This window comes from Parendozoicomonas sp. Alg238-R29 (assembly GCF_947331445.1).
GTDB lineage: Bacteria > Pseudomonadota > Gammaproteobacteria > Pseudomonadales > Endozoicomonadaceae > Sansalvadorimonas.
The window spans coordinates 32,731-51,072 of sequence record NZ_CAMZOG010000009.1 but is presented as its reverse complement, the minus strand read 5'-3'; the positions used below and the strand labels follow the sequence as shown (position 1 = coordinate 51,072).

Annotated in this window: 15 protein-coding genes and 2 pseudogenes; 5 read left to right on the top strand and 12 right to left on the bottom strand. The window is 49.1% G+C overall.

The window, feature by feature from the left end; translation table 11 throughout:
• Window positions 1–41 precede the first annotated feature (41 nt).
• A complete protein-coding gene (locus QMA35_RS03955) occupies window positions 42–1,736 on the bottom strand; it encodes an L-lactate permease (RefSeq protein WP_281645833.1) in 1,695 nt (564 codons plus the stop codon).
• Between the two features lie 213 nt (window positions 1,737–1,949).
• Here QMA35_RS03955 and QMA35_RS03950 point away from each other — a divergent pair, with 213 nt between their 5' ends.
• A complete protein-coding gene (locus tag QMA35_RS03950) occupies window positions 1,950–2,693 on the top strand; it encodes an FCD domain-containing protein (protein WP_281645832.1) in 744 nt (247 codons plus the stop codon).
• A 485-nt stretch (window positions 2,694–3,178) separates the two neighbouring features.
• Window positions 3,179–5,428, top strand: a complete 2,250-nt coding sequence (gene parC / locus QMA35_RS03945) for a DNA topoisomerase IV subunit A (protein ID WP_281645831.1) — start codon at window positions 3,179–3,181, stop codon at window positions 5,426–5,428.
• 191 nt (window positions 5,429–5,619) lie between these two features.
• Here the strand turns inward: parC and QMA35_RS03940 are convergent, their stop codons facing one another.
• A complete protein-coding gene (locus QMA35_RS03940; protein WP_281645830.1) occupies window positions 5,620–5,928 on the bottom strand; it encodes a hypothetical protein in 309 nt (102 codons plus the stop codon).
• A gap of 71 nt (window positions 5,929–5,999) precedes the next feature.
• Entirely contained in the window at window positions 6,000–7,055 is a 1,056-nt protein-coding gene (locus QMA35_RS03935; protein WP_281645829.1) for a helix-turn-helix domain-containing protein, read from the bottom strand.
• Between the two features lie 135 nt (window positions 7,056–7,190).
• Between QMA35_RS03935 and QMA35_RS03930 the strand changes: the two genes are divergently transcribed.
• Together QMA35_RS03930 and QMA35_RS03925 are read left to right on the top strand one after the other, a co-directional pair.
• Window positions 7,191–9,359: a sulfatase-like hydrolase/transferase gene (locus QMA35_RS03930; RefSeq protein WP_281645828.1), complete on the top strand. Its 2,169-nt coding sequence runs from the start codon at window positions 7,191–7,193 to the stop codon at window positions 9,357–9,359.
• A gap of 86 nt (window positions 9,360–9,445) precedes the next feature.
• On the top strand, window positions 9,446–10,048 hold the full coding sequence (locus tag QMA35_RS03925; RefSeq protein ID WP_281645827.1) for a peptidylprolyl isomerase: 603 nt from the start codon (window positions 9,446–9,448) through the stop codon (window positions 10,046–10,048).
• A gap of 125 nt (window positions 10,049–10,173) precedes the next feature.
• Here the strand turns inward: QMA35_RS03925 and QMA35_RS03920 are convergent, their stop codons facing one another.
• The 6 genes from QMA35_RS03920 to QMA35_RS03895 form a co-directional block, all read right to left on the bottom strand.
• Window positions 10,174–10,395, bottom strand: a complete 222-nt coding sequence (locus QMA35_RS03920; protein WP_281645826.1) for a hypothetical protein — start codon at window positions 10,393–10,395, stop codon at window positions 10,174–10,176.
• A gap of 342 nt (window positions 10,396–10,737) precedes the next feature.
• Window positions 10,738–12,054 carry an ATP-binding protein gene (locus QMA35_RS03915; RefSeq protein ID WP_281645825.1) on the bottom strand — a complete coding sequence of 439 codons (1,317 nt, stop codon included), beginning with the start codon at window positions 12,052–12,054 and terminating at the stop codon, window positions 10,738–10,740.
• A gap of 201 nt (window positions 12,055–12,255) precedes the next feature.
• Complete coding sequence (locus tag QMA35_RS03910; protein WP_281645824.1) at window positions 12,256–12,480, bottom strand: hypothetical protein; 225 nt, start codon at window positions 12,478–12,480, stop codon at window positions 12,256–12,258.
• 165 nt (window positions 12,481–12,645) lie between these two features.
• Window positions 12,646–12,978 (bottom strand): hypothetical protein, encoded by a 333-nt coding sequence (locus QMA35_RS03905; protein ID WP_281645823.1) that lies wholly within the window; start codon window positions 12,976–12,978, stop codon window positions 12,646–12,648.
• Between the two features lie 79 nt (window positions 12,979–13,057).
• Entirely contained in the window at window positions 13,058–13,213 is a 156-nt protein-coding gene (locus QMA35_RS03900) for a hypothetical protein (RefSeq protein ID WP_281645822.1), read from the bottom strand.
• Between the two features lie 27 nt (window positions 13,214–13,240).
• The gene (locus QMA35_RS03895) at window positions 13,241–14,818 is read right to left on the bottom strand and encodes a DNA cytosine methyltransferase (protein WP_281645821.1); all 1,578 of its coding nucleotides are present in this window, start codon (window positions 14,816–14,818) and stop codon (window positions 13,241–13,243) included.
• Window positions 14,819–15,099: 281 nt separating this feature from the next.
• Between QMA35_RS03895 and QMA35_RS03890 the strand changes: the two genes are divergently transcribed.
• Window positions 15,100–16,545, top strand: coding sequence for an MvaI/BcnI family restriction endonuclease (locus QMA35_RS03890; RefSeq protein WP_281645820.1), 1,446 nt, complete (start codon window positions 15,100–15,102; stop codon window positions 16,543–16,545).
• A 15-nt stretch (window positions 16,546–16,560) separates the two neighbouring features.
• Here the strand turns inward: QMA35_RS03890 and QMA35_RS03885 are convergent, their stop codons facing one another.
• The 3 genes and pseudogenes from QMA35_RS03885 to QMA35_RS03875 form a co-directional block, all read right to left on the bottom strand.
• Window positions 16,561–17,025 (bottom strand): very short patch repair endonuclease, encoded by a 465-nt coding sequence (locus QMA35_RS03885; protein ID WP_281645819.1) that lies wholly within the window; start codon window positions 17,023–17,025, stop codon window positions 16,561–16,563.
• Window positions 17,026–17,367: 342 nt separating this feature from the next.
• A pseudogene (locus QMA35_RS03880) lies at window positions 17,368–17,538 on the bottom strand (transposase); the annotation flags it as partial.
• A gap of 11 nt (window positions 17,539–17,549) precedes the next feature.
• A pseudogene (locus tag QMA35_RS03875) lies at window positions 17,550–18,226 on the bottom strand (IS1595 family transposase); the annotation flags it as partial.
• Window positions 18,227–18,342: the final 116 nt, after the last annotated feature.

Genomic DNA, 18,342 nt, shown 5'->3' with positions numbered 1-18,342 from the left:
CCTCGACAACCGGAGCCAGTAGGCTGGCTCCGGATTTTTGATCAGCTGGTCAGAGGGTCAGTAATGCCGAAAACAGTCAGGGCTAATGTGCCCAGAATACCGGCAAATATCACATAGTAGATAGTAGGCAGGATGGTCATTCTCAGAGTTGCGCCTTCACGCCCCAGCAAACCGACTGTAGCGGAGGCCGCCACTACATTGTGAATGGCAATCATATTGCCTGCTGCAGCTCCCACGGCCTGCATTGCAACCATCATGGCACCAGAAATACTCAAGGCTTCAGCTATACCAAACTGGAACTGAGACAGCATCATATTACTCACTGTATTGGACCCTGCGATGAAGGCGCCCAGTGCACCAACAGCCGGAGCAAATACTGTGTAAGCGCTGCCAAAGGTATCAGCCACAAAACTCGCCATAGCCACCGGCATACTACTGAGGTCTGCACCGTTCACACCAGAGTTAATCAATATACGAACCATGGGAATGGTGAACATCAGTACAAAGCCAGCTCCTAACAGCGTACGGGTAGATTCCCCGAGAGCCGATCCCATATCTTTTAGAGAAACACGGTGCAGGAAAACTGTAGCTAAAACCACTGCTACCAATATCCCTCCGGGCAGATAGAAAGGTTGAATGCTGGCACTGATGCCCGCTTCTCCCAGAATATTGCTGAAGCTGAGGGAAACAGATTTAGTGAAGGCTTTTACAGTGTCACTGGTTCGACTGAGAACCAGAAGGACTGCAACCAGTACATAAGGTATCCAGGCTTTGAATAGAGACATTTCTTTACCGGCACTTAAGCTGTCCAGCTTAATTTCCAGTTTCCCTGTCCACTCAACAGGCCACTTCTCAGCAGGGGCAAACTGCCACACTTTTTTTGGCATCAGGAACCCGGCTTTAGCTGCAGTGGTGACTACTGCCAGCCCCACCAGACCACCGAGCAGAGACGGGAACTCCGGACCAAGGAAAACGCCGGTGAACGCATAGGGAATGGTGAATGCGAGACCGGCAAAAAGGGCAAATGGCAGAACCTGTAGTCCATCTTTCCAGGATTTATTCTGACCGAAGAAACGAGTCATCATCATGACCATGAACAGTGGCATCAAAGTACCGACAACGGCATGGATGATGGCGACTTCGCTGGTAATCAGCTGCAGGAATGCGTCCCAGCTGGAACCATGAGCCACCAGCTGTTCACCAATAGTTTGTGTATCCAGACCTTTGTTTACACCGATAATGATTGGTGTACCTACAGCACCAAACGACACTGGAGTGCTCTGAATCATCATGCCAACCATAACGGCGGCCAGTGCTGGAAACCCTATAGCAACCAGAAGAGGTGCTGCGATAGCCGCTGGGGTGCCAAATCCAGATGCACCTTCGATAAAGGAGCCAAACAGCCAGGCCACGATAATGGCTTGAATGCGTTGATCCGGTGTGATGCCTACGAAGCCAGCTTTGATTGCTGTTATCGCACCGGAATGTTTAAGTGTATTCAGCAGGAAAATAGCGCCAAAAATTATCCACAGTACGGCAATTGTGATGACAAGCCCCTGCAGGGAAGACGCCATGACACGGTTGAATGAAACATCCCAGGCAAAAACTGCAATACCTGCGGTGAGGAGAAAGACTGCAGGCATTGCAGTTCTTGCTGGAAGGCGGAAACCAAGCAGCAGAACAGCAGTGACAAGAATGGGTGCAAAAGCCAGTAAGGCCTGAATGCCAGGACTCATGATGTGTTACCTCTCTTATTCTTATTTTGCGGCCAACAAAACACTTATTGAAATAATTGGTCTTACCAATTGACCAATTTTGCTGCAGGGTAATAACTCTGTATAAGTATTGTCAACGAATAAATGTTTATTTTTGTTCGATTGAACGCAGGGCTTGCATCCACTAACCGAGGCGGTTCCAATACCGGCAGGGGCTAAGAGAGAGAATAAGAAGTGCAACAACAAACCCTGGCAGACCGTATTACCGCAAAGCTGGAAACCATGATTGTGGAGGGTGTTTACAAGCCAGGAGATCGCCTGCCGCCAGAAAGAAAGCTGGCTGAGCAGCTGGAAGTTTCCCGCCCATCATTGCGCACAGCTCTTCAGACGCTGGCGGCTAAAGGAATCCTCCGATCTCGTCAGGGCGGTGGACATTACGTAACAGATACTTTGACACGTTCAGTTGCTGATCCTTTGGTAGAAATGTTGAGCAAGCACCCGGAAACTCAGGATGATGTACTGGAGTTTCGGGTGCTGCTGGAAGGCACCTGTGCATTCTATGCTGCCCAAAGAGCGACAGAAGAAGACAGGAAAAGCCTGCAGGAAGCCTTCACACTTCTGGAAGAGAGTATGGGGACTGATCAGGAAAGTCAGGCTGACCTTACATTTCACCTGACTATTGCAGAGGCTTCACACAACATTATCCTTCTGCATACCATGCGCGCTATTTTCAGTCTTCTGAAACATAATATTGCCTCTAATATCGGCGGCATTTATAACAATCAGGAAACCAGTACTCAGCTACTTCATCAGCACAGACATATCATGGAAACCATACTGGCCGGTCAGCCTGAACAAGCTCGTCTGGCAGCAGAAGAACATATGGTTTACGTGCGAGAAACCTTGTCAGGTGAAGACAGAAAGCAGATAAGACAGCTTCGAGCCAAACGGCGTACAGGTCTATTGGAGGCTATCTGATTTTCAACTGTATCAAGGGCACAGGTTATTAGTTATCTCTGTATTGCCGCCAATAGGAATCGTTGTGGATAACTGGAGCTGGATCTACGACTTGCAGGCAACATGAGCGTGTTTGTTTTTACGTAATTCAGGAATATTAATTTTCCTTTTAATTAAGGGATAGGGCAGTGAAACAATAGCAGTAATTTCTGTTTATTTATCACAATGCAAGTGCTTATCGATCTACGGTTACAACGTTATGATCGCAAGTAATGGTCTTTCCCAACTTTTTCAAGCTGTTCGTCATTATCTTTTCTAGGGGACATTCTGTCGTACCGTCTTGAGCAATGCTCACATAGTGAGTTCCTTATACGTCCCCATTCTCGAGTATGAGAATGAACTTCGCACATAATCAAATGTGATAACTGACAGACTCCCCCCAAGCTGGCAAACTTGTTACCAATAAAGTTTATATACTCTGAAGTTTTCCTTTTACGGATACCCTGATGACGGACCAGATCGTGATCGGCGACGATGGTGTCGAACGCCAGTCGCTTAAGGCCTACACAGAAATGGCCTACCTGAATTATTCCATGTACGTCATTCTGGACCGGGCACTCCCACATATTGGTGATGGTCTCAAGCCGGTTCAGCGACGCATTATTTACGCCATGAGCGAACTTGGTCTTAAGAACAGCGCCAAGCACAAGAAATCTGCCCGTACTGTGGGTGACGTGCTGGGTAAATATCATCCCCATGGTGATAGCGCCTGTTACGAAGCCATGGTGTTAATGGCCCAGCCGTTTTCTTATCGCTACCCGCTGGTGGATGGCCAGGGTAACTGGGGTTCTCCTGATGATCCCAAATCTTTTGCTGCTATGCGTTATACCGAAGCGCGCCTGGGTAAATATGCCGATGTGCTGCTGGGTGAACTTGGTCAGGGAACTGTGGAATGGACGCCAAACTTTGATGGCACTCTGGATGAACCGGTTACACTGCCAGCCCGTTTACCAAACCTGCTGCTGAACGGTACCACCGGTATTGCCGTTGGTATGGCGACGGATGTTCCGCCCCATAACCTGAAAGAGGTGGCAGCAGCCTGTGTTCACCTGCTGGAACATCCCAAGGCAACGCTGGAAGACATTTGCAGTCATATTAAGGGGCCTGATTTCCCGACAGATGCGGAGATTATTACTCCAGTTGCTGATATTCAGAAGATGTATAGCACTGGCCGTGGCAGCCTGCGAATGCGTGCAGTTTACGTCAAAGAGCAGGGCGACATTGTCATTACAGCTCTGCCCCATCAGGTGTCTGGTGCCAAGGTTCTGGAACAGATCGCGGATCAGATGCAGAAGAAAAAGCTGCCAATGGTTGCTGATCTGCGCGATGAATCGGATCACGAAAACCCAACCCGTCTGGTTATCACTCCTCGCTCCAACCGTGTAGATGTTGAACAGCTGATGAATCACCTGTTTGCCACTACCGACCTGGAGCGTACTTATCGTGTCAATATGAATATGATTGGCACCGATGGGCGTCCACAGGTGAAAGCTTTGGATGTGATGCTTAAAGAGTGGCTCACTTATCGCCAGGCAACTGTTACTCGTCGTCTTGAATTCCGCCTTGAGAAAGTTCTTGGTCGCCTGCATCTGCTGGAAGGTTTGATTACCGCATTCCTGAATATTGATGAGGTTATTGAGATTATCCGCCACGAGGATAACCCTAAAGCCGAACTGATAAATCGTTTCAGTCTCAGTGACAGACAGGCTGAAGCTGTTCTCGAACTGAAGTTGCGCCACTTGGCCCGACTGGAAGAAGAGAAACTGCGTGCAGAGCAGGATGAGCTGAACAAAGAGCGTGAGTACCTGGAGCTGACACTAAGCTCTGATCGTCGTATGAAGACGTTGATCAAGAAAGAGATTATTGCCGACGCTGAGAAGTATGGTGATGATCGCCGTTCAGCCATTACAGTTCGTCAGGAAGCACAGGCCCTCTCTGAAACAGAATTGATGACGGCTGATCCTGTGACTGTTGTTATGTCTGCCAAAGGTTGGGTTCGTGCCGCTAAAGGCCACGATATTGATCCGAACAAGCTCAGTTATAAATCTGGTGACAGCCTTGGCTTTACCGTGAAAGGGCGAAGTAATCAGCCAACTATATTTGTCGACTCCACAGGGCGAACTTATACGATTGCTACCCATACATTGCCGTCTGCACGAAGTCAGGGTGAACCGTTAACAGGTCGGGTTAATCCGCCAGCGGGTGCCACTTTCGAAGCGGCAGTTATTGATGATGAGTGCGCGCATTACCTGCTGGCCAGTGATGCGGGTTATGGATTTGTAGTGAAATTCAGTGATCTGGTTTCCCGTAATAAAGCCGGTAAAACAACACTGACTCTGCCCAAGTTCACACGGGTCATGCAACCGGTGAAGGTAGAAGATCTGGAAAATCAGGTGGTAGCGGCTATCAGTAATGAAGGCCGAATGTTGCTGTTCCCACTGAAAGACCTGCCAATGCTGGCTCGAGGTAAGGGTAACAAATTGATAAACATTCCGGCAGCTAGAGCTTCCAGCCGTGAAGAGTTTATGGTGGCGATGACAGTATTGGGTGAGCATCAGAGTCTGACAGTTTATGCCGGTAAACGGCATCTAACTCTGAAAACCACCGACCTGGATTATTACCGTGGAGAGCGTGGTCGTCGAGGTAACAAACTACCGCGTGGATTCCAGAAAGTTGATCGTGTTGAGGTAGGTTGAAACTCGTTATTGTATAGAACTAAGGGCAAGTGAATTGCCCTTGGGGGGCGTTCTCAATTAGGCATCCAACTCAGCCCACTGAGTCGTATGCTTAATTGAGGCAGGTGGAGCATCATTGGAAAGAGTCAGATCTGGTTGCCAGTTAATGGATACGTCCTTCATAGACAGATCTTCCTGTTGAAAGATCGTTGTCAGGAAATCAACATGGGGGCCATAAGCCTGCAGAGAAATAGTTTCCCTTTCAGCTGACGGGTTTTCATAATGCCTTTCTTGGCAACAAGGCCATCACCACCCTTCGACCAGGTCATTTGATAAATAACAACAGGTTTGGAGCGAGGATTCTGGGAGAGGAACTCAACAGCCTGATTACACATACCAACTGTGCAGCGCAGAAAAGGCGTTTCACCAGAAATGTATTCGCGCAGTTGCTGTTTGAAATCATCTTGGCGAATCAGATCGATTTTCAGTCCTGCCTGATCGAAGATGCGGTGAGAACTCAATGGCTGTAGTTCAGGTTGCTTGTATTTACTGCCACCAAACGGATGGTACTGTGAATGATGAAATATCCGGGCTAGTGATTTACCCGACGCAGTGTTTGTGAAGGCAACTCATTGAACAGTCTGGCATACACACCAGAAAACCGGCCGAGCTCAAAAAAACCCCAGTGCATGGCGACATCCGCCACTTTCATGGCAGCATGTCCGTGATACAAATCCCTGTGTGCACCGTTCAGCCGTACAAGATTCAGATACCGAACAGGTGTGACCCCGAATTGCTCTCGAAAACCATATTCCAGGCTGCGTTCACTTAATTGTGCGACTGAACACAACTCAGGAATACTGGGCAGTTCTCTGGCATAAGCTGTCAGATACTCGACAACACGCCGAACCCCCTTCTGCCGCCTGGTTGGTGGCGAGAGTGGCTGATAATTCTTTGAAGTCGACATCAACAGAGTCACAGCCTGATGAATAACATCCGCACTGAGCCGTCGTCGCACTTTTGTGTTGTCCAGTAACTCAGGGGATTGCTTAACCTTTCGGAATATCTGGCTCATCCACTGTTTATGGGGGTTCAATACAGCAGGATTAATGGGTTTGGAGCGACTGACAAACCATTCCGGGTCTGTATCGTGGGCTGTTAACTGCTTCGTAAATCGAGCGAGAACGGACTTATCGATAATGCAGGCGGCATAATCAATGTTTTCATGACAATACAAATCCCACTCTCCCCCCGTTGCCTGCAAAAGTGCATTTTCCTGGAATTCCCGCCCGCAAAAACGCATGTTGTTCTGTGGGCCAAGAAGGGTTCCCAGAGGCACAAAGTGCGCCGGAGGGCCGGCTTCAATGTGAAGACTGGCATTGAGCTGTTCACGTACCAGAATCACACCATCCAGTTTGATTTCTGTGAGCTGGCCTTTCAATAAACCGGGTTGAACCTGCAGGTAACGTCGATGCCTGCCAACCTCAGAGGTGGATAGCTGCTCAATATCAGTGGCTTGAATGGTGCGATAACGAAACTCCGACGTTTGCGGAAAATGCATATCGTCGTCTTCGGGAGGCTGATAATTTTCTGTACCAGAAAAACAATCAAGCGCAGACCTGAGCACGTCATCCATGAGCGTAGACATTTGTTATTTTTTTTGGGGAAATTATCCGAGTATTTTACTCGGGTAGTTCTGTATTGGTAACCCCCCCCGATAAACGCCTGGCTATTTCAACGCCACATCACGAGCAGACCCCACTCGAAGGACGCGAGAAGACCCATGAGCAATCCCGGTAATAACAAGCTCGGCAAGAACAAGCCCGGCAAGAACAAGCCTGGCAGTAAGAAGCCCAACATTCTGATGTTCATGGTTGATCAGATGCAGCTCCCTCGCTACACCGACGGAGGGTTTAATAAAGGCATCAGTGACATTTTGGGTTTCAAGCCCATTACCACCAGAGAGAGCAATCCTTATCTGGATAAATTCCCCGGCTTTATGGCGCTCCGTGAAAACGCCGTTGTCCTGGCCAATCATCGCATTGCTACGGCCGCCTGTGTTCCCAGCCGCACAGCCTTGTTTACTGGCCAGTACGGGACAAAAACGGGGTCTACCCAGACGGATGGGCTCTTCAAAAGTGGTACTGACAAAAACTTTCCATGGCTGGACCCCAAGAGTATGCCCACCATTGGCAGCTACCTGCGTAAAGGCGGCTATACAACACACTTTATGGGAAAATGGCATGTCTCAGGCGAGGGCACAACGGACCTTGAAGATTACGGCTTTTCCGATTGGGAACTGAGCTACCCGGACCCACACGGCTACCTGCCCAACAACCTTGGTTTTTATCGTGATGTGCAGTGCCGCGACACAACCACCAGCTTCCTTCGTCGGCAAGGTTTAGGACAGCCTTACAATATTGCCCACGCTCAACATAATGCGCACCTTAAAGGCGCAGAAGAGCCCAGTATTGAACCGGCACCCTGGTTCACCGTGTGCTCGTTTGCCAACCCACACGATATTGCCAGCTATCCGGGTATCCCAAGCATGGTGTGTGATCAGCGCGTACAAGACGAAAGTGGCGAAGATTGCTTATATACCCTCGCAGTCCCCCAGAAAAAAGGCAAACTCAATCGACCGGCCTACAGCAAGCCACCGGTTTCCGGCACCATGAGACTCAGCCTGAACCAGGCGGGAATGCCACAGGAAAATGCTGAGGCGGCACCGACCTGGGAGGAAAACTTACTGATCAGTAACAAGCCGGACTGTCAGCTCGATTACACCTACAAAATGGGGTTAGCCCTGGTGGCAGCCGGGGGGTTGATGAAAGCGAATGCAGAGGCGAGTGAGTCCCCGGCGGTGATGTCCCGCAAACAAAAGCTGGCCAAAGCGATCGCCTACACTCTGGACACCAGCACAATGGGTGTACCACTCCCTCTGGCACCGGATACAGAAATCGCCTGCAAGGCCTTTATGCAGTATTACGCCTACTTACTGAGTGAAGTCGACAAGCATATTCTTGCCGTGCTGGAGGCGCTGGAAGAGTCTGGTCAGGCAGACAATACCATTGTCGTATTCTGTCCGGACCATGGCGAGTACGCCGGGGCTCATTCCATGATGACCGAGAAATGGCACTCAGGCTACGACGAGGTCTTGCATGTACCGGCCGTGGTACGATTCCCTGAAGGAATGGATGTGCAATCGGATGAGACGGGTTCTGACATTCGTCGAATCACTGAGCTCACCAGTCATATCGACCTGCTGCCGACTATTCTCGGGCTGGCTGGGCTCGATGCTGATGAAATGTATACCCAAACCAAAGAAGAAGGCACTTACACCAACATTCAGAAACCCGTCGGAACCAATCTTAGTCAACTGATCAAAGAAGGTTGCACCCAATGTGTTGAAAACCGCGAGGGTATTCTGTTTATCTGCCACGACACCATTACCGAACCCCTGAATGTTGAAGAGTCTCTCGACAGTATCGGTTGCGGGGCGGTGACGTCTTTCGAAGTGTATATGGGCGCAGTAGAACAGCTGAAAGCGGCCGCAGAGGATGCAGAGGATGCAGAGGATGCAGAGGGTGCAGAGGGTGCAGAGGGTGCAGAGGGTACGGTTAATGGTCTAACGCTGACAGAGAAGCAAAGAGATGAAGTGAACGCAATCGGGACAGGTCCGGTCATCAAACCCTGTTACGTTCACTGCGTTGTTGATAAAGACAACTGGAAGTTTGTCCGTTATTTTGATTTACATAACGAAAATATTGATAACCAATACGAACTCTATGATCTGGATAACGATCTGAAGGAAGAAAATAATCTGGTGAATTACAAGAATTACTTAGAGATTTACGAAGCATCCCAGCATTCAGAAGACTACAGAAACGAGATCAGTCAGAAAGCCAAAGATCTCATGGCGTTAATGACAAAGCTGGAAGCCAACATGTTGTAGAGCTTTCAATCGCACAAGTAATAATACAATCCATAACAACAACCCATTTTAATAACAAACCAAGATAATACCGGGAGCCATAAAAAATGTTTAAATACGCTGCAATCATGATGCTGTTGATAATGAATATGTCATTCGCTCATGCCAACGACATATTCACGGTAACAAAGAAAGTCTACTTTGATATCACCGTGGATGGAAAACCAGAGGGCCGGATCGTTATGGGGCTATTTGGTGATACCGCCCCCAAAACGGTTGAGAACTTCTATGCATTAAGTACCCATGAAAAAGGATTTGGTTACAAAGGCTCCACATTTCACCGTGTACTTCAAGGTTTTATGATGCAAGGTGGTGACTTTACCAACGGTGATGGTACCGGCGGTAAGTCTATTTATGGCCCCAGCTTTCCGGATGAAAACTTTAAACTGAAACACTATGGCCCTGGCTGGTTATCCATGGCAAATGCCGGGCCGGATACGAATAACTCCCAGTTTTTTATTACCTATGAAAAAACACCCTGGCTGGATGGGCGCCATACCGTTTTCGGCAAGGTGCTTGAAGGGATGGATATCGCCAGAAAGATAGAAAAACTGGCCACAGACAGAAGAGACCGCCCCACCAAAGAAGTCAAAATAGTGAATGCCGGAGCGCTGGTCGTCAATACGCCGTTTGTTGTCGATTCTCACTAAAGATTTGTGAGAGCACGTCCTGTGTATAAGCTATTTAGTGCCTGTCCGAAAACCTAAAGCCCTTGGCAAGTATGGTCTGTAGACCATACTTGCCAGCGAAGTTTTCTGACAGGTTCCGTTTTTTCCTATGCGCCAGCCATTTGATTCACGGAAGCAACTGGGCGAAGTCGATATCTCTGCAATTCCTTCATCATCGCGCCGTTGGCAACGTCAGGCAGAGAATGAGAGTACAGGTACGACAAATACATCATACTCAGGGCGCGAAGGGGCGTAGCCTCTGAAGCAACCGCAAGCCGACAAGCGAAGCGCGCCAGTTCGATCCGGTCAATACAAAACGTTCTCTTCATACCCTTAGTGACATGATCACTAATAGGATTTTTATCGTACCTCGTCCTCGTTTTCGCATCACCTCGGAAAACTACCAAGCTGCCCGTAGCTAGCTGGGCTACCAGAATCACAATAACGGGTTAGCTATCGAGACCGGCGCTGGAGTGGGACAAACTCAAAAATGCCTTGCGCGCCCGGCGAAAGAGGCAGGCTGACGAGAATAAAGGGCACCACTGGTTGGTGGCTTATCCTGTGTCATCTACATTGAAAGGTGCCATTTACGGAGAGTTGATCGCCATGGGAAAAGAGTTGCTGCCAACAAGTCCCGCCTTGATTAATGGTCGTTTTCTTTTAAAAAACGCTCAAAAAAGACAACCGGCCGGTACCGCCAGTAACCGGTCGGAGAAAGGCAGCACTTTGTCACCGTTATAAATCACGATGCCTTTCTGGATAGCTCCTGCCTCCAGCAGCATCTCCAGAGCCGCGAACATGTTCTTTTTCACAGTCATACCGGCTTTGACTTCAATGCCCACGGCCTGATTGTGATGACCTTCAAGAATGAAATCGACTTCACGCTGGCTCCTGTCCCGGTAATGGAACAACTGTGCGTCCTGTTCACTGACAGCCATCGCTTTTAGCAACTCTGAGCCAACCCAGGTCTCCATCAAGGCGCTCATCAGGTTAGGATCTCCGGCCAGGTGGGAGGCTGTGATTCCCCGGGTCGCGCAGAGCAGGCCGGTATCAACGAAGTGGATTTTGGGTTGCTTGACGGCCCGTTTCAGCTCATTGCGGTGCCAACCGGGAATGCGTTTAACCAGGTAAAGGTTTTCCAGCGCCGACACGTATTTCTGAACCGACTTGCTGTCCATCTTGATCGCCGTTCCCAGGCTGGCGTAATTGAGGGTTTCTGATGAGAGCGTGGCCAGGATCTTGAGCAGCTGGCCCATCTCGTCGAGCTTCTGCAGCTGGAACACTTCCTTGATATCCCGACGGATAATGGCGTCGCTGTACGCCTTGTGCCAGCGACTGCGTCTGGCAGGGGGACGGGTGATGGCGTCCGGGTATCCACCCTGAAGAATCAACTCCTGAACCTGTTCATAGTCCAGAGTGCTTTCCCGGTCAGGTTGCCACTCTGATTCCCACTCTGGCCGTAGCAGCTGGGCAATGATATCAGGCACAGCAGGGTGCGCCTGCGTGTGGGCATAGCGTTCTGCCCTGCTGAAGGGATAAAGGGTAATCCATTCAGCGCGCCCGGCCAGAGAGTCTGCCAACGTTGGCAGTGTCATCAAATCAGCTGAGCCGGTGAGGAGGAACGCTCCAGGGCGACGGTTTTCATCCACCAACAGTTTGATGGTGCGAATAAGCGCCGGCGCTCTCTGGATTTCATCAATCACAATGGGACCAGGATGCCCCTGGTTGGCAGACTGCTTTTGTTGCTGAAGGTGTTGCTGCTGACGAAGAAACCCCACCGGGTCAGCTTCTGCCACAGCGAGAATATTGTCGTCATCCAGCGTGTGATAAATACCGCCCTCAAGATTTTTGAGCATTTCCTTGGCCAGAGTTGTTTTCCCCGACTGACGAGGACCGGTAATGACAACGACCGGCGTATCAGCCAGGCACTCTTTCAGTGCCGATTGAATGGCACGAGGGCAATACGCTGATCCTGAGGGGATATTCATAATTTAATGACCGGCAGAAATGGATTTTAATGCTGACAGTTATGGATTTTAACACGGGCAGAAATGGATTTCTTTGTGGGCGAAAATGGATTTCATGATGGGTGGCATGGCGGGATAGGCAGAAGAATTTTGGTTTTAAATATATTTTATGCACTACATATGTAGTGCTATATGTAGTGCGTTTGGCAGTTGAGGAATTGTTTAAATAATTTCCTTCAAAGCCTTCACAATCCGCTCAGGCGCAATCCCGGTACCCAGTTGCAACAAGGCCTGTACCACCTTGGTCTCCGAAACCTTCGAGCGGCTTACCGCATTAACCTGGGCGGTAATCTGCTTCAGGTTGGCAATATCATCCCCGTTCAGGCGAAAGCTTTTCGGGTGGCTGGAACTCTTCTTTTCCGGTACCACCCCGGTGGGTTTGGTCACTGGCTGCTGCTGGGTCAGTTTACTGCTGGCGTTGCCCAGTTTTGTACCATGTTGCGGAACAGTTCATTTTTTGTGACGTCAGCTCTGCGCCTGACTTTTCTGGTTTTGATGTCACAGTATTGCAAAGGTTTCTCAATCACTTCATAGGCGACTGGGATAGACGCTTCACCCGCATGATAAAGGGCGTTGAGCAGCTTTCACTGTACGGTTCTTGGTGTGGTCAAAGTGCCAGGTAATCAGGTCATTTTCCCTGGAATAAGGCTTCTCCTGAATGGTGTCATCAAAGATGAGGACACCGTCAGGACTTTCAACTTCTCTTACGACAGGTTTTACGAATGTCCAAAGGGTTTGGCTGGAAAAGTCGCTGGAAGAGAGCAGCCGGGAAAACTGATCATGGCTGTAGGCACCATCAAGCAAGTCAGACAACCCTGTGGCTGTGGTTTTGCCATAGGATGACAGCAAATAGTCAGAATACAGTTCGATTAGGTCATTTCTCATGGCGGTAATAATGCCAAACTTTGATGTTCAGTGAGTAACTTCAGTTATATAAAAATCTATTTAGACAAGACCTGTCGGGCTAAGGCATCATGATTTCAATAATTAAAGAAACCATGATCAAAAAACGAAACCGCTTCATAAAAATACTTCTTATTGTTCTTCCAACCCTTTTTTTGAAAGGGGATTCAATAATCCATGTTGTAGCACCACCCATCACCGCCAGCAGCTCGTTCACCCCGGCGGCTTCCCAAAAAACCTTGGTTTATTGCTTGTCCAGCAGCTCTTTTATGGCTTCCCCAAGGGCTAATCCAAGCAAAGGCGGAACAGCATTCCCTACCTGGGTGTACTGGGGCACTTCAAACCTGCGCATTTTTCCACCAGTGGTCACCTTTGAGCGGAACTGGAAGTTATCTGGGAAAGACTGTATCCGGGCCATTTCCCGCACTGTCAGGTTCCGTAGTTCACCCTCGTCATAGTGGCAGGCGTCATCAGGAATAGACAAAGCAGCAGGGGCAGGCTGTTCGGCGCATAGTGCTTTTTGGGTCTGTTTCTTGGTTGCGTGATCTGCAAGGTATGCCAAGAACTCCTGCTTGTTGCTGAAGCTAATGTATTCATCCTCGCCAATCAGGTATCTGTGGGACCTAAGGGCTTCCCAGGCTGCTCCTGAGATATCACCACCATGCCTGAGGTAGCTGGAAATCTCCTTGGCTACCCGTTTGCCACACTGCTGTATGACTTGGTAGATACGAAAACGCCGTTTCACCCTTAAGGTGTTGTTCCGCTCTTCGTGGTTCGCCTGCTTATTCGTTTTGCCCAATATCCCGGTAAAGGTGTTGTTCAGGTTCTTTACGAAACGGGACTCGATACTCTTGCTGTTGAACTTAAGATCCCCAATTGCCTTGCTGACAGAGACTTCTTCTTTATCAACAAGGTGGTGGAGGAAGCTTTTCTGGAAAAATCCAAGCTCATGGGATTTCTGGGCATCGAAGTAGGGGTAGGTGCCATAGGCTACCTCTTGCCCTTCCTTGATCTTGCAGAACAGCTTCTCTCCGTGGGAGAACATCTCTTTTTCAGTGTTGTTCAGGTTTTTCCTGATCCCTTCGTAAACATCTTCCCTGACACCAATCATAATGAAGCGGGGGCGGTTTTGGGGGACACCAGCAAGGCGGGCGTTGACGTGTAGGCATAAGGGAATATAACCCTTTCCTGCGAAAGCCTTAGCAACCTCAAACCAAGCGTAATAGCTCTCTCCTACGCTATTACCGTCTTCATCTTTTTCCTTGAACCCCCGAAGGATGCCGGTGACATTTTCTAGCATGGCAATTTTGGGACGGACCTGGTCCACGAATGTGGCGAATTCCCATGGGAGTGAATTCTTGTCGCAGTCTTTTTTACGTAGGCCTGCGAGGCTGAAGCTTTGGCAGGGTGGCCCACCGGATACAAGATCGACCCCTCCTTGGCCAAACCCATCCTTCAGTGCGTCCTTCAGTGCAAGGTTATCCCGTAGTAATTCGTTGAGCTGGATGATATTCCCTATAACTAATTTACCCTGCATGTCATCCGGGTTCACGGGGATGTCAGAAACGCCTTCACCAAAGGCAGGGTAGGCAAAGGGGTTCTCCCGCAGTCTCGGGGTAATGTCATCATGCTGGCTGCTGAGCCAATACGCATTGTTGGACTTTTTACCCTCCAAGGCACTGAGTTCTTCGCCCAGTAAGTTGAAGGCGAAGGTTTCCCCTGCCATGGGAGACAGTTCATTCGCCAGCGTCAGTTCAAATCCGGCACGTTCAAGGCCGAGGGACAGGCCACCACAACCCGCAAATAGCTCGATATGGTTCAAGGTATTTTCCAGCACCAGTTCATTCGTAATTGTTTTTATCTTAATGCGTTGCCGGGGGAATGTCCAGGAGGGTTTGCCCTGGGTTATTGACGGTTGTTTTTAATTAGGGTTAAGATAAACGACAAGGTTATAGGAGATAGCCGTCAGCCCACGCCAGAAAAGATTCCCCTCCTGAATCATCCTCCGCAGCATACATGTTTTTTCCAAGAAACCGTTCGTGCGTTTTCTTATTTGTGGGCAGTAAGTTTCGGCGCATAAGAACATTTTCATTGGAATGAAATATGCTTACGCCAAAAGAAAAGTCCCTTCAAAAGACTATTAGTCCTGCGAAAATATCTCGCCTAAGAAAATCTGCTAAAGCTTTAAAAAAGCAAAGACAAAATGCTGGAGACCCAGATTTTAGTCATGCAAAGGCTCTAGACGAGGTTTCTAGAAATAATGGTTTTCCGAACTGGAAAGCAATAACCGCAGTACAGGAAACCAAGAAACAGCCTGTCCAAATAACACTATTGGACACCCAAAAACTGCCTGTTTCATTAACACGCCCGGATAACCAGAAACCGCCATCTCAAATTATTCCTACGCCTTTGGCAAACAAGAAAATCCTGATCCAGAACGGTATTGAGTTTTCTGTTTTTGAAGCCACGGCAACTGGCCTCAAGAAATCAATTCTTGATGCCACCCAGCCTGTCAGGTCCCACTTTAATTTGGAAGGGTTCCATGATTATGAAATCCAGGGGCAAGGACCGGGTCACAAGATTATTAAGCAAGCCTACTTTGTCTCACCTAATAAGGTAGTAGCCAGTAAAGTCAGTTTGTACCGGCCTGTTACCAAGAGAGGTGACCCCCGTATGTGGTTTAGGGGTTTACCTTCTTTTATGGATGCTGGTCATCAGGCCGCGATCCTTATCAAGGATGATTGTGCGTACCTTTTTAATATTTCCCAACACGATCTTCATAACTCTCTGGTCGGCAATGATGTTATTGGGCAGCACTTAACCAAATATATTGACGGCCATGGTTCTGTTGCGAAAGAGCTTTTGGGTAAACTCCAACGGATTGCCAAGAACCCAATCCCTGCCCTTGGTAAAGGAGATACGGCCGTTGGTATGGCGATAGAAGCAGCGCTTGGTGTACCGGCTAACTCCAGCAAGCAACCTGATTATAAAGGGATTGAATTAAAGTCTGGCCGGGGCAGTAAAAACCGTTCCACCCTCTTTGCCCAAGTGGCGGACTGGACAAAAAGTGTCTGCAAGAGCAGCCGTGATATTCTGGATCAATACGGTTATGAGCGTAATGGTGACCGGAGATTGTATTGCACAATCAATGCTAAGAAACCCAATACACAAGGGCTGTCTTTCGACTACAACAGTGAAACTGATGAGCTGACGGAGAAGCATGAGTCTGGTGCCGATGTCGCCACATGGACGGGTACCCTCTTGCGGGACAGGCTTCTAGAAAAGCATAGGGAGACTTTCTGGATCCAGGCTCGCAGCGAAATGATTGGGGACATTGAGCACTTCCACCTAGAGAGTGTGATCCATACCCGCTCCCCTGTACTGACACAATTGATGCCCTTGCTGGATGATGGTGTGGTTACCATGGACCACCTCATTAAACGGAAGGGGGGAGAGACCAAGGTTTCTGAGAAGGGACCTTTGTTCAAGATCGACAAGAAGAACCTGCCGCTCCTGTTCCCAGAGCCGGTGAGGTATAAACTGGTATAAACCCTGTGCCCACCTCTATAGGGTGGGCTTTCCCTTTCCCCGGAGTTCAAGGGACGATCCCCCAACCAGTATCCAACGTACGACCTCGCCGATGAGCCAATCGAAATCCTGCTTTTCCTTACCCTGCAGGGCACATTCCCAGATCACAAGGTTTCTCCACCCACTAAGGGTGACTTGGTAGTGGTTGGCTTCGTCCCGGATTTGGTTACGGGAGATCTTGTTTTCCCAGAACTCTGTCCTTGATTTAGGCATCTTGAAAATGTGGCAGTCGTGGCCATGCCAGAAACACCCGTTAACCTGAATGATGGCACGGTACTTTGGTAAGACGATATCGGGTTTTCCGGGTAGGTTCTTGTAATGGCAGCGGTACCGGAAACCCAAGGAATAAAGGGCTTTCCTGACAAGGATTTCAGGCTTGGTGTCCTTACTGTGGATGCTGGCCATGATATGACTGCGGGTTTGTGATGAGAGGTTATCCATTACGATAGGGTAGAACCTGTGGTTTCGATATGAGTATTCTGGGCTCCCAGAAGCCAACGTCCACTTCCCGGCGCGGGGGCGCGGCTCCACACTTGCGCACTCTACTGCACTCCAGACCCTGTGGCTCCAGTCTCTCCGGTCGCTCCACCGCGCACCCGGCCTGGTATTCTGCCCACCTGCTCGTTCAGCGAGTTCGGCCAGTGTCGTTTGCCTAGTTTACGGGTTAAAGGTACAAGCGGCTTATTTCGTACAATGGTTCACGAACTCAACAACCACCGGCTAAAGCCGGTGGGTTAGTATTACGGACTAAAAGTCCGGATACGCGTCGAAGACGCGTTGATGTTAACTTTCAGCCCTGAAATAATCATCGACTCGAGGCTCAAAGTGATGCTCCAAGTACTCTTTGATCATCTCTTCTGTGAGTTCTCCCGATGTAACGCAAAAATACCCTCGAGCCCAAAAGTGCCTACCCCAGTAGCGCTTTTTTAAGTCTGGAAAACTCTCAAAAAGCTTCCTGATTACCACTATAAGTCAGCCAGCTTAAGAAGCCTCTCTGGCATCGGGCAGGTTCGGGCTGCCATGTAGCCAAGCCTTGAGATCATCGCCCCCATATCGAACCGGCGATTAAACCGATAACAGAACTCCGCAAGGTAGCGTGGCAAATGTTTCGGATTGATGCTGTGGTAGCTGCCCCTGAGAGAGTTCTTCACATTACCAATCATTGTATTGACCCATGTGAAGAGTTCATTGCTCATAGACTCGTGCCCACCACCCGTAACAACAGCTTTATGCAGATGGCCCGCATCAGCAATGCCGGTGAAAGCCCCCAATCCATCGCTGGTGACGAGATGAGTTTGCCGACTCAAATGCTTTTTAGCCCAGAGCTCCAGTTCCTTTTTCCTGAAACTGGTCACCATGCTGAATCGCATAGAGAGTGGATGGTTCTCTTCATTGGTTTCAACGGCAGCAACAAACGGGTGTTTATTCTCGGAGCCTCGTCCTGGCTTTCCTCCGTGCTTTTCACCGCCCCAATACGCATCGTCTATTTGGACGCCCCCTGTAAAGGACAACTGTCGTTGCGTTCTTTCATAACTTGCATGAGTTTGTGCTTCAGTCGCCATGTGGCGTTGCAAGAGATACCCAGTTGTCTCGATAACTCCAGAGTTGAGACCCCGATCCTTGTCTGAATCATCAGGTATATGTGTGATGTGGGGCAGCAAGCTGGCTTCTTTTATGTTGAGCTACGGTAAATCGTACAGAAGTAATACATTATGCAGATGTACCTAATGGAGGTCATCTCATGGATCTAACCTTTAC

Bases quoted from the DNA above. Each gene is read 5' to 3' on its own strand.
- QMA35_RS03905 (WP_281645823.1), bottom strand. From the start codon at position 12,978: ATGAGAAATGACCTAATCGAACTGTATTCTGACTATTTGCTGTCATCC.
- QMA35_RS03930 (WP_281645828.1), top strand. From the start codon at position 7,191: ATGAGCAATCCCGGTAATAACAAGCTCGGCAAGAACAAGCCCGGCAAG.
- QMA35_RS03920 (WP_281645826.1), bottom strand. From the start codon at position 10,395: ATGAAGAGAACGTTTTGTATTGACCGGATCGAACTGGCGCGCTTCGCT.
- QMA35_RS03955 (WP_281645833.1), bottom strand. From the start codon at position 1,736: ATGAGTCCTGGCATTCAGGCCTTACTGGCTTTTGCACCCATTCTTGTC.
- QMA35_RS03890 (WP_281645820.1), top strand. From the start codon at position 15,100: ATGCTTACGCCAAAAGAAAAGTCCCTTCAAAAGACTATTAGTCCTGCG.
- parC (WP_281645831.1), top strand. From the start codon at position 3,179: ATGACGGACCAGATCGTGATCGGCGACGATGGTGTCGAACGCCAGTCG.
- QMA35_RS03925 (WP_281645827.1), top strand. From the start codon at position 9,446: ATGTTTAAATACGCTGCAATCATGATGCTGTTGATAATGAATATGTCA.
- QMA35_RS03915 (WP_281645825.1), bottom strand. From the start codon at position 12,054: ATGAATATCCCCTCAGGATCAGCGTATTGCCCTCGTGCCATTCAATCG.
- QMA35_RS03935 (WP_281645829.1), bottom strand. From the start codon at position 7,055: ATGTCTACGCTCATGGATGACGTGCTCAGGTCTGCGCTTGATTGTTTT.
- QMA35_RS03885 (WP_281645819.1), bottom strand. From the start codon at position 17,025: ATGGATAACCTCTCATCACAAACCCGCAGTCATATCATGGCCAGCATC.